Raw genomic sequence first — 14,860 nt, 5'->3', positions numbered from 1 at the left:
GTGTCCGTCGTGGCAACCACGCCACGCCAGCCATTCTATCGACGAGAAGCGGGGCACTACTTGATCTAGATCAATTCCAGCGTCGCGGGACGGAGAAAACTCAAGGACGTATCGATGACCTTTGACTGCCTGACCTTTCCGGAGAACCGCATGATCCCGACACCATCCTTACAGTCCACCACCTTTTCACCACCCAGACTGGGCCTGGCACTGGCCAGTGCGCTGCTGAGTCTACCCGTCCTGGCGCAGGATGCCGCGCCGATTGCCCGCGTGGAAATCACCGGCTCGAACATCCGCCGCGCGCAGGCGGAAACGGCTTCGGCCGTACAAACCCTGAACGCGGCCGACATTGAAAAGTCGGGCAAGTCCAGCGTGGCCGAACTGCTGCAGACCCTGGCCGTCGACAACCAGGGTTCCGTGCCCACGTCCTTCGGCAACGGCTTTGCCGCCGGCGCTTCCGGCGTGTCGCTGCGGGGCCTGGGCACGGCCTCGACCCTGGTCTTGCTGAATGGCCGCAGGGTGGCGCCGTACGGCCTGGCCGACGATGGCCAGAAAGTGTTTGCCGACCTGAACATCATTCCCCTGGAAGCGGTGGAACGGGTGGAAATCCTCAAGGATGGCGCCTCGGCCATCTACGGTTCGGACGCCATCGCCGGCGTGGTCAACGTGATCCTGCGGCGCGACTACCAGGGCACGGCCATCAAGGGCAATTACGGCAAGACCAAGGAATGGGATGGGCGCGACGCGCGCGCCGCCATCACGCACGGCTTCGGCGACATCGACAGCGACCGCTACAACGTGCTGCTGAATCTCGAATACAGCGAAAAGGCCGCCATCTGGAACCGCGACCGGGCCGGGCGGGGTGCCGTCGGCCGCAGCGACTTGCGCGACCTGGGCTTCAGCGCGCAGGAGTCGCTCAGCGGCGCGGGCGCCATCACCACCAACAATGCGGCCGGCAGCGCCGTCAATGGCAATGTGCGCAATCCCGACACGCTCGACTACTACAACCGCGGCAATCTCGCCGGCGCGGGTTTTACGCGCGCCTTCCCCGGCGCCGCCTGCGGCAACTTCACCACGCACCCGCAAGGCGACCCGGGCGGCGGCTGCCTGACCGATGCGGCGCAACAATACGGCCAGATCCAGCCGAAACAGAAGAACATCAATTTCTTTGGCCGCGCCGCCTGGCAACTGACGCCAGCGTTGCAGACGTATGCCGAATTGAACGTATATCACAGCGAATCGCACTCGGCCACCACGCCATCGACGGTCAGCGGCTCGGTCGGCTACCCGGGCGGCCCTGTCAGCAATGCGGGCGTGTCGCTCGGTGCCGCCCACCCGGACAATCCGTATTTCGGCACGGCGGCGCGGCTGCGCTACCTGGCCGCCGACGTGGGGCCGCGCCTGTCGGAAGTCAATTCCACCTTCACGCGCTTTGTCGCCGGCATCAAGGGCGCGGTGGCGGGCTGGGATATCGACAGCGCCTTGCTGTACTCGCAGAACAAGGTGTCGAACGACTTGAACGGCTACCTGCAGCGCGACGTCGCCTTCGCCCTGCTCAACCCGACTACCGCGAATGTGGCGGCGGCCAGCCTGAACCCCGCGTATGCAGCCCTGCCGGCCGGCAGCCTGTGGCGCATCGCGGAAAACGCGGGCCTCAACTCAGCCGAGCTGTACGCGGCCCTGTCGCCGCGCATTTCCAACGATGCCAAGACGCATATCGCGCAGATCGACTTCAAGGCCAGCCGCGAGGTGGCCAAGCTGGACGGCGGCGGCCTGGGCGTGGCCGTGGGCGCCGAATTCCGCCACGAATCGACGGAACTGAAACCTACCACGGGCACGGAACGGGGCAATATCATTGGCCTCGGCTATTCCGCCTACAAGGGCAGCCGCAATGCCTCGGCCATCTATGCCGAGGTGCTGGCGCCCGTGCTGAAAACCGTGGAACTGTCGGGCGCGCTGCGCGCCGACCATTTCACCGACGTGGGCAATTCCTATACCCCGAAAGCGGGCGTGAAATGGACGCCCCTGCGCGAACTGGCCCTGCGCGGCACCTTCGCCAAGGGCTTTCGCGCGCCCAGCGCGGCGGAAAACGGCGTCGGCGGCCTGGCCGCGTTCTCCACCGCCAGCGATCCGCTGCGCTGCGGGCTCGGCGTGGAGGTGGCTTGCGATCCCGCCTCCATCGCCGTCATCACGTCGCCCAATCCCAAGCTGTCGCCCGAACGTTCGCGCAGCTATTCCGTGGGCGCCGTGTGGGACCCGCTGCCGCGCACCAGTATTTCCGTGGATCTGTGGCAAATCCGCCGCAAGAATGAAATCAACCAGGAGCAAACGGACACCGCCATCGCCGAAGGCCATGTGGCGCGCGACCCGTCGACGGCCACGGGCATCGCCGGCGATCCGGGTGCCATCACGGCCGTGCTGGCCAATTATGTGAATTCGGCGCAAACGACGGTGCGCGGCATCGATATCGACGCGCGTCAGCGCTTCAGCCTGGGCAGCGACTATGGCAGCCTGGTGTTCGACCTGAAATGGACGCATCTGTACAAATGGCTGCGCACGGAGCAGGATGGCACGCAGCGCGATTTTGCCGGCACGCATGGCAATTGCGATGTGTCCAACTGCATGGGCACGCCGGACGACCGCATCAACCTGGGTGCCACCTGGGAGCGCCAGGACTGGCGGGTCACGGCCAACCTCAACTACCGCGCGCCGCTCGACAACGTGCTGTTCAAGAATGATCCGGACGGCTGCGCCACGCATTTCGCCGACGGCACGGATGCCCCTCGCGGCTGCCGCATCGCCTCGTTCACCACGGTGGACCTGACGGCCCGCTGGCTGGCCACGCCCAAGCTGGAAGTGTTTGCAACGGTGCAAAACCTGTTCGACAAGATCGCCCCGCTCGATCCGCTCACATATGGCGCCACGGGCTACAACCCGCTCGACTACGCGGGCGCGGCAGGACGCTTCATCAGCGCGGGGGTGAAGTACAAGTTCTGAATTTCGTCATATTTTCAACGTATCAGGCGTTTCAGGAACCGTAGCGAGCAAGCCCAATATTGGGTTGAGTAGCGCAGCTGTACTTCAGGTACAGCGAGCAACGCAAACTCAAGAGTGGGCTGCGCAGTAGGTTCCTGAAATGGCGATCTAAGCCGTCCCGCCGACCGTAATGCCATCCAGGCGCAAGGTCGGCTGCCCCACGCCCACGGGTACGCTTTGCCCCTCCTTGCCGCACACGCCCACGCCCGAATCGAGGCGCATGTCGTTGCCGATCATGGAAACGCGGTTGAGCACGTCCGGGCCGTTGCCGATCAGGGTGGCGCCCTTCACCGGGTAGCTGAGCTTGCCGTTTTCAATCATGTACGCTTCGCTGGCCGAGAAGACGAACTTGCCGTTCGTGATGTCGACCTGGCCACCGCCGAAGTTGACGGCGTACAAACCGTTCTTGACGGACGCGAGGATCTCGCCCGGGTCCTTGTCGCCGCCCAGCATATATGTATTCGTCATGCGCGGCATGGGCAGGTGGGCGAACGATTCGCGGCGCGCATTGCCCGTCACGGGCATCTTCATCAGGCGCGCATTCATGGTGTCCTGGATGTAACCCTTCAGGATGCCGTCCTCGATCAGGGTCGTGCACTGCGTCGGATTGCCCTCGTCATCGATATTCAGCGAGCCGCGCCGGCCCGCCAGGGTGCCGTCATCGACCACGGTGACGCCCTTGGCGGCCACGCGTTCGCCGATGCGGCCCGAAAACGCGGACGAACCCTTGCGGTTGAAATCGCCTTCCAGGCCGTGGCCGATCGCTTCGTGCAGCAGGATGCCGGGCCAGCCCGGTCCCAGCACGATGGTCATGGGGCCGGCGGGCGCCGGGCGCGCTTCCAGGTTCACCAGGGCCGAATTGACGGCGTCCGTTGCGTATTGTTCCAGCACGGCATCGCTGAAATAGTCATAGCTGAAACGCCCGCCGCCGCCGGCCGAGCCCGTTTCGCGGCGGCCATTCTGTTCCGCGATCACCGTCAGCGAGACGCGCACCAGCGGGCGGATGTCGGCCGCCAGCACGCCATCGCTGCGCAGCACCAGCACCACGTCGTATTCGCCGGCCAGGCCCGCCATCACTTGCACCACTCTGGGATCTTGCGCCCGCGCCATCTTTTCCACGCGTTCCAGCAATTGCACCTTGGCCGTGGCATCCAGCGAGGCGAGCGGATCGTTGGGCAGGTACAAGGAACGGCCGCCCTGCGCAAGCATCTGGCCCGCGATCTTGATTTTGCCGCTACCTGCGCGCGCAATGGTACGCGTGGCCGCCGCCGCTTCCAGCAGGGCCCGCTCGGAAATATCGTCGGAGTACGCAAAGGCCGTCTTGTCGCCAGACACGGCACGCACGCCCACACCCTGGTCGATGGAAAAACTGCCCGTCTTGACGATGCCCTCTTCCAGGCTCCAGCCTTCGCTCTTGGTCGACTGGAAGTACAGGTCGGCATAGTCGACCTTGTGCGTAAACATCGTGCCCAGGGCTTTCAACAGCTTGTCTTCATCCAGGCCGAACGGCGTGAGCAGGATATCGCGCGCCACAGCCAGGCTGGACAGATTGGGTTCAAATGGGATCATGGTTCTTTCTCACAATTCAATTCACATGGTGCGGTGCGCCAGGGCGGGCAGCGACTCGCGCACGCCGGCCAGGAACACCAGGTCGATCTCGCCGCTGACCACGCCCTCGCCTTCGGGCAGCACGGCTTTCACTTCGCCCCACGGGTCGATCAGCATGCTGTGGCCCCAGGTGCGGCGGCCGTTCGGATGCAAGCCGCCTTGCGCCGAGGCCAGCACATAGCACTGGTTTTCGATGGCGCGCGCGCGCAGCAGCACTTCCCAGTGGGCGCTGCCCGTCGTATGGGTAAACGCGGCCGGCACGACGATCAGCGCGCAATCGCCCATGGCGCGGTACAGCTCGGGAAAGCGCAGGTCATAGCAGATGGACAGGCCGACCCGACCGAACGGCGTCTCGATCGAGCGCACCTGCGCGCCCGGCACGATGGTGCGCGATTCATTGTACGACTCGGTGCCGCGCGTAAAACCGAACAGGTGGATCTTGTCGTAGCGCCCGGCCGGCGCGCCTTGCGGGTCGTACACCAGCGTCGTATTGAGTACCTTGCCCTCCTCGCCGGAAATCAGGGGCAAGGTGCCGCCGATCAGCCAGATGCCGTGCTGGCGCGCCATCTGCGCCATGCCATCCTGGATGGGGCCGCTGCCGGGCTGTTCCGCGTGGGCCAGCTTGTCCGTTTCCTGCTTGCCCATGATGGCCCAGTATTCGGGCAGCACCACCAGCTGCGCGCCACCGGCGGCGGCCTGCGCCACGAGCCGGCGCGCCGTGGCCAGGTTGTCTTCCACGGAAGGCGAGGAAATCATTTGTACTGCTGCGACTGTATGCATCATTGCCACCTCTTATCCATTCGAACGCCTCGCCTATTTCGCCACGGCCTCCACGGCTTCAGCGGCAGGCACGGCGACAGGTTCCAATTTACCACCATCGAGCTTGGTCACGACGGGCGATTTCCACGGGCCGGCGATCTGCATGTGGTAAGTGAGCGCCTTCATCACGGGAGCGCGCAGGAACAATTGCGCCAGGAAACTGCCCAGGCCGATGACGGGGTTGACGGCCAGCGCGTACACGAGCGGCCCCGTGCCCAGGTTAAATTCGGGGATCACCACCACGTGCAAATTCGTCGTTTCATTGGCGATATCGGCCGTACCATCCATCAGCACGGTGGCCGCCACGCCATGCATCTTGAGGTTGTCCGTGGTCACGACGCCGCGCTTGATGCTGGCGTTGGCCGTGATGCCGTCGAAGGCCAGGCCTTCGGAAAACACGTCGTGGAAATCGAGTTTCAGCAAACGGGGCAAGGCTTGCAGGCTGAGCACGCCCAACAGCTTGGCCGCGCCCGGATCCTGCTTGAGGAACTGGCCCGATTCCACGTTCATCTCGATCTGCCCCGACAAGGTGGGAATGTCGAGCGAATACGGCAAGCCATTCCAGGCGATGTCACCGCTCAGGCGGCCCTTGCCGCGACGCACCGTATCGGCAAAGCCGAAGCGGTCGAGCAACTTGCCCGCATCGACGATATCGAGGCCAAAACGCAGGCTGGTCGTGCTTTGCCCATCCTTGATGACCCATTTGCCATTGCCGCTCAGCGCGCCATCGGGGTTTGACAGCTGCAGCTTACCCACGCGCCATTCTCTCCCGCCCGCCGCCATGGTGTTATAGGCCTGCAATTCCAGCCGGCCGATCTTCTTGTTGAACAGTTCAAACTGCTCGGCGACGATATCGAGCGAAGGGATCGACTGGGCGCCGCTTTTTCCTTCCAACAGATTCTTCACGTCATTGGCGGCCGACTCGGGAATGATCAGCGACGACAGGCGCGCCGTCATCTTGCCCAGGCCGGACGGCGTTTCCAGCCACGTCACATAGCCGGACACCTGCTTCGCGTCAATATTGGCTTGCCACACATCCTTTTGATGGGTGGCGCCCACGACCACGTTTTCCAGCTTGCGCTCGCCCAGCATCAGTTCGCTGGCACGGGCCGCCATCATGTCAGGCACCACGTATTGCGCAATATCGGGCGCATCATCGGCAGCGCCGCTGTCGGCGGGGGCCGTGCCGCTGCCGGCGATTTCACTGCCGGCGGCAATCCAGCTGTCCACGTCCAGGGTTTTCATGTTGACGTTGAACATCATGCCGCTGTCCGGTTCCGGCGCCGGCACATTCACGCCGATGCCGCCGCGCACCAGGCGCCAGGCATCCTTGCCCTGCTTCTGGCGCTGGTAGCGGGCAGCGATGCCGGAACCCAGCGCGATGCGGATATCGTCCGTGCGCAAGCCCGCGCCGTTGGCTGCATTGCCCGTCAGGGTGAATTTCACGGGCAGGCTGTCGCCGGCCGGCTTTTTCAGGGGGGCGGGGAAATCCAGACCCAGGCCCGTCAGCGGCGACTCGACATTGACGACCACCTGGTGGTCGCGCGCCGTGATCAGGCCGCTGTAACGGGCGCCGCCATTCAAATGTTTCGCCAGGCGCTGCAGCACGGGCGCCGGATAGGTCTTGCGCAAGCCGTCGATCGTCATGTTGCCGGCCAGTTTCACCTGGATGGAACTGTCCGGCTGCGTGCCGCCCGAAATGGCCAGCGGCCCGCCCAGCAGGCTGCCATTCAAGCCATTCAGGTTGACGCCTTTTTCGTTGAATTCGATCTTGCCCTGCGTGCCGAGCACGGGCGGCATGTCGTGGAACAGCACCACGTCGTTGCCCGCCAGCTGCAAGCTGCCCTGCACGGTCGACTCGAGCATGCGCTCTGTCGGCAAGTGCAATTTGAGGGCCAGCTTGGCATTGCCCGTTGCCGTCGTTTCATCCGTGAAATGCTCGATCCAGCCGAGCACGGGGCTGGCCGTCACGTACTTGAGGAATTCCTGCATCGGGCCGGCCGCATTGCCCTCGATATCGAGCAAGGTGTCGAAGACGGTCAGGTCGGGAATCACGGCTTTGACATTCGTCAAGGCCACGCCGCCCGTGGTGGCCGTGTCGCCGCGGATTTCCATGCGCGCCCGCTCGAACACGAAACTGCCCTTGATCTTTTCCGCCTGCGGCCACAGCGGTGCCTTGCCGGCCAGGGGGCCGCTTTCCGCAAATTCGCCGGGCGCGTAGTTCAGCGTGCCATTCTCGATCTTGCCGGCCACGCGGAAGTCGCCGCGGTTGCGCTGGGCCGGGGTGTCGGCCTTGAAAGGGAAATGTTCGAGTTCGCCGCGCAGGCGCAGGCTGACATCGCGCGCCACGCCGCCCTCCAATGCGCCCATCAGCCAGTGGCGCAGGTGCTCGGGCGTTTGCAGCGGCAGATAGCGGCCGATGGTGTTGATCTGGAAGTTGTCGATCGTGCCCGTCACATCCACCTGACCCAATTTGCTGCCGTCGAGCGGCAAACGCTGCGAACCATGCAAGGCGACCCGCATGCCTTGTTGATTAAAATCAAGCCTGTCCAGGTCAACTTGCAGCATATTGTCTGCTTGGAAAGCCCAGCGCGCCTCCATTTCGAATTGTTCGAACGGCAAGGCCGGCTCACTCAAGTAGGAGGCCAGTTGCAATACCAATCCCTGTGCATCGATATCGATCTTGCCGCCCTTGTCGCTGGCGTCGATACTGCCAGTCAAATAATCGAAACCGGGGATAGCCGGTGCGGCCGCCTGCGCGGGGTTGGTCGCCGTCTTCGCCACGGCCAGGCGCGCCGGCTGCGCATTCAGGCCCAGATCGATGAGCTTGCCACGCAAACGGTAGCTGGCCGGCGTCGCCATCTCGCCTTCCCATTGCGCAGAAAAATCCTGCAAACGCCCGCGCGGCGCCAGGGCGTCGAGGCGCTGGCGCTGCTGTTCACCCAGCGGCAGCTTGTCGGCCAATGCGGCCAGGGTCTGCAAATCGAGCGACCTGGCCGTGATTTCCGTACGCGCCGGCTTGCGCTTCGTGGCGGCAACAAAGCGTTCGGACAGGGTCGTGGGTGGCAAGCTGAGGCCATCGCGGGTTTCCACCGCAAAATTCGTCAACTCAACCTGGTGCCCATTCGCGCCAAAGGTAGGCTTGCCGTCCGGCACCTGCGCCGACAGCTCTTCTTTTGCCGAAATGCGCCCGCTGACCGACAGCAAGTCGAGCGGCGCGATATGTTCGCCCAGCTGCGCCTGCACATCCGTCAAGCCCACGTCGGCCGTGAAGCCGGCCAGGCGCGCGTGATCCAGGCTCAACCAGGCGCGCAGGGCGCCCTTGCCCTGGCTCAGTTCAAACGGATAGTCGAGATAGCGGCGCCAGGCGGCCAGGTCGGCATTTTTCAGGTCGGCGTACAGCTCACCCTTCCACATCGACACATCCGAGATGCGCGTGCTGAAAGGCGGATGTGTGAAGTGGGCGCGCACATCGATGGGCGCGGCCAGGCTGGGGGGCGGCGTGGCCTGCAAGCCCAGCCGGTGGCTGCGCCAGCGGTTGCGCAACAGCACATTGACCTGCGATAAAGCCAGCTCGGGTGTGCCGCGCGCTTCGTCCGTCCAGCGCACCTTGCCGTCGCGAATGATGATGTCATGCTGCGACAGCAGCCAGTCGGCGCCCTTGCCATCGCTGCCTTGCGTGCTGTCGATCAATACCCCGGCTACGTACAGCTTGCCATCCTTGCTGCGCCGCACGTCCAGGTCGGGCCGCGTGATTTCCAGGGTAGTAAAGCGCACGGAGCCAAGCACGCTCCACCACGACACGGTGGCCGATATGCTCGGCAGGCTCAACGCCTGGCGGCCCGCCTGGTCGCGCAGGGTCACGTCGCCAAGGAAGAGATTCGGCCGCACCCCATGCCAGGAGGCATAAATGCGCGCAATGCTGACAGGGTTGCCCAGCGCGCGGCTGGCCGCCCGCTCGATATCGCCTTTGTAGTAATCGATATTCGGCAGGATCGCGTAGCGCAGGAATAAAAACAGCACGGCGAAGGCGAAGTACGCCAGCAATACCAGTTTAATGGTAAAACCCAACACATGGTGGGTGGCCAGGTTGGCCATGCGATAGGCGGCACGCAGCCGCTGCCAGCGCAGGGCCAATGGCACATGTTCTGTCACGCTTGCTTCTGGCGGTTTTTGCATCAATAAGCTAATAAACTGGCCCGGCGTCAAATAATGGCAAAAATCGTCTGCATTCGTGGTGCGCACCTGCATCCTTGCGCTTGCGTCTGAGCAAAGCCTCCCTTACCATCGTCCGGAAGAGCACGCACTGCCGGCGGTATTGGACCGGCGGCACAATTTTACCGCATCCCCCGCCGTTCGCAGCCAAGTTAAGCAAGAACATGCACGCAGCATCCACGAGACAGTTACCGATACCATGAGCACACAGCCTTTGATCTCCGCCTCCCGTTTCTACCAGCGCTGGCTGGACGCCGCCCCCGAGCGCGCCGCGCAGGTGGCGCAACTGGTGCGCGCGCCGCTGGACGGGCTCGACTTTGCCGCCGAGTTGGCCGCCCAGGCGAATGCCGCCACGCCGCCGCTGCCGCCCGAGCGGGCCATGCGCCGCCTTCGCAACCTGCTCGTCTGCGGCCTGATCGCGCGCGATCTTGGCGGCCAGGCCGACTTGAACGAAGTCGTCACGGCCATGACGGGCTTTGCCGATTTCGCCATCCGCACGCATGTGGACGCCATCATGGCCGAAATGGTGGCCCTGCACGGCATGCCTGTCGGCGAGGAGTCCGGCGAGGAACAGGCCTTGATGGTATTGGCGATGGGCAAGCAAGGCGGCGGCGAACTGAATGTCTCGTCGGATATCGACCTGATCTTTGTCTACCCGGAAGATGGCGACACGCAAGTCACCGTGGCGGGCCAGCGCAGCCTGTCCAACCACGAGTTTTTCATTCGCATGGGCAAGAAACTGATCGCCGCCCTGGCCGAGATCACGCAGGACGGTTTTACTTTCCGCGTGGACATGGCCTTGCGTCCGAACGGCAACTCGGGGCCGCTGGCCGCCAGCCTCAGCATGGTGGAACAGTACCTGATCGTGCAAGGGCGCGAATGGGAGCGCTACGCCTGGGTCAAGGCGCGCGCCGTAACGGGCAAGGCCGAGGATATCGCCTCGCTCGACGCCATCGTGCGCCCGTTTGTCTTCCGCCGCTACCTCGATTTCGGCGTCATCGATGCCATCCGCACCATGCATGGCCAGATCCGCGCCGAGGTCAACCGCCAGGAACGGCTGCACCCGGACCGCAGCAACAACGTCAAGCTGGGACGTGGCGGCATCCGCGAAATCGAATTCCTCGCGCAAGTGTTTCAGTTGATACGGGGCGGGCGCGACGCCGAGCTGCGAGAACGTTCCACGCGCGCCACCCTGCGCACGGTGGCAGACAAGGGCTTGCTGGAGCCGGCCATCGTGGAACAGTTGCTGGGTTCCTACACCTTCCTGCGCAACCTCGAACACCGGCTGCAATACCTGGATGATGCGCAAACCCACACCCTGCCCGCGAATGACGCCGACCGCCTGACCGTGGCGCAGATGATGGGCTTGCCCGACACGCCCACCCTGCTGGCCCAGCTGGAAGCACACCGCGTATTTGTCGCCGGGCAGTTCGACGAGATGTTCAGCGACAAGAGCAGCGGCACGCCGCCGGCCGACACGGGCATCGACCCGCAAACGTCGAACGACTGCGCCGCGTCCGACCAGCAGGAAGCCATCGAAGCGCGCTTTGCCGCCCTGGGTTTCCATGAGCCCGCCGCCTGCGCGCGCCGCCTGCTGGCCACGTGGCAGGCGCCCCGTTTACAGTCCTTGCCCGAAGCGAGCCGCACGCGCCTCGTCGCCCTCGTCAATTCCGCCCTGCCCCTGATCACCGATTGCTCCGTTTCCAACGGTAATGCCAGCCAGCTGGCCACCCTGGGCCGGCTGCTCGATTTCCTGGAAGCGATTGCGCGCCGCTCGGCCTATCTGTCGCTGCTGACGGAATACCCGCATACGCTCGAGCGCGTCGTGCGCATGGTGTGCGCCAGCGGCTGGGCCGCCACCTTCCTCACGCAGCACCCGATCCTGCTCGACGAGTTGCTCGATGAGCGCATCCGCAACACGGTGCCGGACCCGGCCGCCCTGGCGCTCGACCTGCAGCGCCAGCTCGACGACGCGCCCGGCGACACGGAGCGGCAGATGGATATCCTGCGCGAAATGCACCATGCACAGCTGTTCCAGTGCCTGGCGCAAGACCTGGCGGGCGACCTGAGCGTGGAAAAACTGGCCGACTACCTGTCGCAGCTGGCCGATATCATCGTCGCGGCCACCGTGCAAGCCGTCTGGCAAACCTTGCCGACGCGCCACCGCGACGTGCCGAAATTCGCCGTCATCGCGTACGGCAAGCTGGGCGGCAAGGAACTGGGCTATGTGTCCGACCTGGACGTCATTTTCCTCTTCGACGACGACGACCAGGAAGCGCCCGGCCTGTACGCCAAGCTGGCGCAACGTTTCATTACCTGGATGACCTCGCACACGTCGGCCGGCATTCTGTTCGATATCGACATCGCCCTGCGTCCCGACGGCGCCTCGGGCATGCTGGTTTCCAGCGTGCAGGCATTCGAGCGCTACCAGGGCAGCGCAGCCTGGGTGTGGGAACACCAGGCGCTCACGCGCGCGCGCTTTTGCGCCGGAGATACCACCATCGGCAAGCATTTTGAGCGCATCCGCGACACGATCTTGCGCAAGGAGCGCCCGGAAAACGGCCCGCTCAAGGGCGAAGTGGTGGCCATGCGCAAGAAGATGCTCGATGCGCATCCGCCACGCCCGGGCAGCTTTGACTTGAAGCAGGATCCGGGCGGCATGATCGACATCGAGTTCATGGTGCAATACCTGGTGCTCCAGCATGCGGCGCAGTATCCGCAACTGACGGCCAACTCGGGCAATATCGCCCTGCTGCGCCTGTGCGGCGAACTGGGACTGATCGACGCCCAGCTGGCCGCCCTGGTCGCCGACGCCTACCGCACGCTGCGCAAGCTGCAGCACCAGTTGCGCCTGCAGGGGCAGGACCTGGCCCGCGTGGAACCGGAGCGCGTGCGCGTACATGCGGATAACGTCGTGCGCCTGTGGCAAGCCATCTTCGGCGCCGCAGCCTGAGGCCGGCCCGGGCATGCCGCTCCATTACCTGTCGCGCCTGAGCGGATCGGCGCGCGATACGCAAGCCAACCTGCAGCTGGGCTGCGTGCTGGCGCTGGTGGCGGGCGCCGTGAATGCGGGAGGTTTTCTCGCCATCGGCGGCTATACCTCGCACATGACGGGCATCGTCTCGGGCATGGCCGATGACCTGGCGCTGGGCAATATCACCGTGGCCCTGGCAGCGCTGGGCGCATGGCTGGCCTTTGTCAGCGGTGCGGCCGTCACGGCCATCATGGTGAACTGGGGCAAGCGGCGCCGGCTGCACAGCCAGTTTGCCGCCAGCCTGCTGCTGGAAGCAGCCTTGCTGTTGCTGTTCGGCTTGACGGGTAATTACCTAGCCGCCATGCCCGACGTGCTGGGCCCCGTCACCATCTTGCTGCTGTGCTTTGTGATGGGATTGCAAAACGCCATCATCACCAAGATTTCGGGCGCCGTCATCCGCACCACGCACGTGACGGGCCTGTCCACCGATATCGGCATCGAACTGGGCAAGATGGCATATTACAACCGGCGCCACCTGCCGGACCGGATGGTGAAGGTCAACCGCGGCAAGCTGAGAACGCACAGCCTGCTGATCGCCTGCTTCTTCCTCGGCGGCGTCAGCGGCGCCCTGGCCTTCAAGCACATCGGCTTTCCCGCCGCCACCATCCTGCTCGCCGCCGTGCTGACCCTGCTCTCCGGCGTGCCCGTGCTGCGCGACTTGCGCCTGCTATGGCGCTTTTACCGGCGCCGCCTGCACGCCTGGCGTTAGCAGGAATATTTTTCTTTATAGCAATAAATTACTGATTTTAATGCTAATATTTTTCTGCGTCTGGCCGGTTCACCATGCCTGCCGTGACGGCCTTTTGATTTGACACCCTACCGTTGTCCAATTGTGAAAGCGAGAAAAATGATTTCCATTAAAAAAGCCCTGTTTATCTTTGCCATCGCCGTCGGCGCCGCAGCTTCGTTCTCCAGCACGGCCGCCGTGCGCGCGTGGATTCCGTCGGAAAACTGCGACTACATCCTCAACATGTGCTACCAGGGCGTCGAGGCGTCGTGCGAGCAGTGGCGCAACCAGTGCGAACCCAAGGAATAAGCCTGGCAACAGACGAAAAAAAACGCCCCGAAGGGCGTTTTTTGTATGCTAGCCAGGAATTACTTGGCCGACATCAGTGCGACGGTGGTGTCGAGCATGCGGTTCGAGAAACCCCACTCGTTGTCGTACCACGACGATACTTTCACCAGGCGGCCCGACACTTTGGTCAGGGTCGAATCGAAGTTCGACGAAGCCGGGTTGTGGTTGAAGTCGATCGAGACCAGCGGTTCGGTCTGGTACGTCAGGATGCCTTCCAGGGCGCCTTCCGAAGCGGCCTTCATCAGGGCGTTGACTTCTTCCACGGTGGTGTCACGCTTGGCGATGAAGGACAGATCGACCAGCGACACGTTGATGGTCGGCACGCGGATGGCGAAGCCGTCCAGCTTGCCATTCAGCTCAGGCAAGACCAGGCCCACGGCGGCAGCGGCACCCGTCTTGGTCGGGATCATGCTCATGGTGGCCGAACGGGCGCGGCGCAGGTCTTCATGCATCACGTCGGACAGCACCTGGTCGTTGGTGTAGGCGTGCACGGTGGTCATCAGGCCCGTTTCGATGCCGATGGCGTCGTTGAGCGGCTTGACCAGCGGTGCCAGGCAGTTAGTGGTGCATGAAGCGTTCGAGATGACGGTGTCGGTCGATTTCAGTACCGAGTGGTTGACGCCGAACACGACGGTTGCGTCGACATCCTTGCCGCCGGGTGCCGAAATGATGACTTTTTTCGCGCCGCCCTTCAAGTGAGCCGAAGCTTTCTCTTTGGTGGTGAAGAAGCCCGTGCATTCCAGCACGACGTCCACGCCCAGCTCGCCCCATGGGATTTCAGCCGGATTGCGCTGTGCGAATACGCGGATCGGATCGCCATTGACGATCATGTTGTCGCCTTCGACGGTGACCGTGCCCGGGAACTTGCCGTGCGCGGTGTCATAGCGGGTCAGGTGGGCGTTCGATTTGGCATCGCCCAGGTCGTTGATGGCAACGATCTGGATATCCTGTTTCTTGCCGCCTTCGTAGAAAGCGCGCAACACATTACGGCCGATGCGGCCGTAGCCATTGATTGCAACTTTGATCGTCATACTCTGCTCCTGATTAAAAAAGAAGGTACATGCACGACCCTG

Annotated in this window: 8 protein-coding genes; 4 read left to right on the top strand and 4 right to left on the bottom strand. The window is 63.7% G+C overall.

Annotated features, from left to right (window positions below):
• Positions 1–114 precede the first annotated feature (114 nt).
• A complete protein-coding gene (locus IGS58_RS18245; RefSeq protein ID WP_230522305.1) occupies positions 115–2,997 on the top strand; it encodes a TonB-dependent receptor in 2,883 nt (960 codons plus the stop codon).
• Positions 2,998–3,144: 147 nt separating this feature from the next.
• Here the strand turns inward: IGS58_RS18245 and tldD are convergent, their stop codons facing one another.
• Genes tldD through IGS58_RS18230 form a run of 3 tightly spaced genes read right to left on the bottom strand, consistent with a single transcriptional unit; the run spans position 3,145 to position 9,618 of the window.
• Positions 3,145–4,605 carry a metalloprotease TldD gene (gene tldD, locus IGS58_RS18240; protein WP_230522304.1) on the bottom strand — a complete coding sequence of 487 codons (1,461 nt, stop codon included), beginning with the start codon at positions 4,603–4,605 and terminating at the stop codon, positions 3,145–3,147.
• A gap of 21 nt (positions 4,606–4,626) precedes the next feature.
• Entirely contained in the window at positions 4,627–5,427 is an 801-nt protein-coding gene (locus IGS58_RS18235; RefSeq protein ID WP_034782501.1) for a carbon-nitrogen hydrolase family protein, read from the bottom strand.
• A gap of 30 nt (positions 5,428–5,457) precedes the next feature.
• Positions 5,458–9,618, bottom strand: coding sequence for a YhdP family protein (locus IGS58_RS18230; protein ID WP_329958011.1), 4,161 nt, complete (start codon positions 9,616–9,618; stop codon positions 5,458–5,460).
• A 259-nt stretch (positions 9,619–9,877) separates the two neighbouring features.
• Between IGS58_RS18230 and glnE the strand changes: the two genes are divergently transcribed.
• The 3 genes from glnE to IGS58_RS18215 all read left to right on the top strand — a co-directional run bounded on the left by glnE (position 9,878) and on the right by IGS58_RS18215 (position 13,748).
• Positions 9,878–12,631: a bifunctional [glutamate--ammonia ligase]-adenylyl-L-tyrosine phosphorylase/[glutamate--ammonia-ligase] adenylyltransferase gene (glnE, locus tag IGS58_RS18225; RefSeq protein WP_230522302.1), complete on the top strand. Its 2,754-nt coding sequence runs from the start codon at positions 9,878–9,880 to the stop codon at positions 12,629–12,631.
• A gap of 13 nt (positions 12,632–12,644) precedes the next feature.
• On the top strand, positions 12,645–13,421 hold the full coding sequence (locus tag IGS58_RS18220; protein ID WP_070260028.1) for a YoaK family protein: 777 nt from the start codon (positions 12,645–12,647) through the stop codon (positions 13,419–13,421).
• Positions 13,422–13,559: 138 nt separating this feature from the next.
• Positions 13,560–13,748 (top strand): hypothetical protein, encoded by a 189-nt coding sequence (locus IGS58_RS18215; RefSeq protein ID WP_070260030.1) that lies wholly within the window; start codon positions 13,560–13,562, stop codon positions 13,746–13,748.
• Between the two features lie 59 nt (positions 13,749–13,807).
• On the opposite strand, the gene gap is transcribed toward IGS58_RS18215, so the two are convergent.
• Complete coding sequence (gap, locus tag IGS58_RS18210) at positions 13,808–14,818, bottom strand: type I glyceraldehyde-3-phosphate dehydrogenase (protein WP_010395244.1); 1,011 nt, start codon at positions 14,816–14,818, stop codon at positions 13,808–13,810.
• Positions 14,819–14,860: the final 42 nt, after the last annotated feature.

The sequence above is a fragment of the Janthinobacterium sp. EB271-G4-7A genome (genome assembly GCF_020858075.1).
In the GTDB taxonomy this organism is placed as follows: Bacteria; Pseudomonadota; Gammaproteobacteria; order Burkholderiales; family Burkholderiaceae_D; genus Janthinobacterium; species Janthinobacterium lividum.
The sequence above is the reverse complement of the archived record's forward strand: the minus strand, read 5'-3'. Positions and strand labels throughout refer to the sequence as shown.

Coding starts and splice junctions, on each gene's coding strand:
- IGS58_RS18245 (WP_230522305.1), top strand. CDS start 115: ATGACCTTTGACTGCCTGACCTTTCCGGAGAACCGCATGATCCCGACA.
- tldD (WP_230522304.1), bottom strand. CDS start 4,605: ATGATCCCATTTGAACCCAATCTGTCCAGCCTGGCTGTGGCGCGCGAT.
- IGS58_RS18235 (WP_034782501.1), bottom strand. CDS start 5,427: ATGATGCATACAGTCGCAGCAGTACAAATGATTTCCTCGCCTTCCGTG.
- glnE (WP_230522302.1), top strand. CDS start 9,878: ATGAGCACACAGCCTTTGATCTCCGCCTCCCGTTTCTACCAGCGCTGG.
- IGS58_RS18220 (WP_070260028.1), top strand. CDS start 12,645: ATGCCGCTCCATTACCTGTCGCGCCTGAGCGGATCGGCGCGCGATACG.
- IGS58_RS18215 (WP_070260030.1), top strand. CDS start 13,560: ATGATTTCCATTAAAAAAGCCCTGTTTATCTTTGCCATCGCCGTCGGC.
- gap (WP_010395244.1), bottom strand. CDS start 14,818: ATGACGATCAAAGTTGCAATCAATGGCTACGGCCGCATCGGCCGTAAT.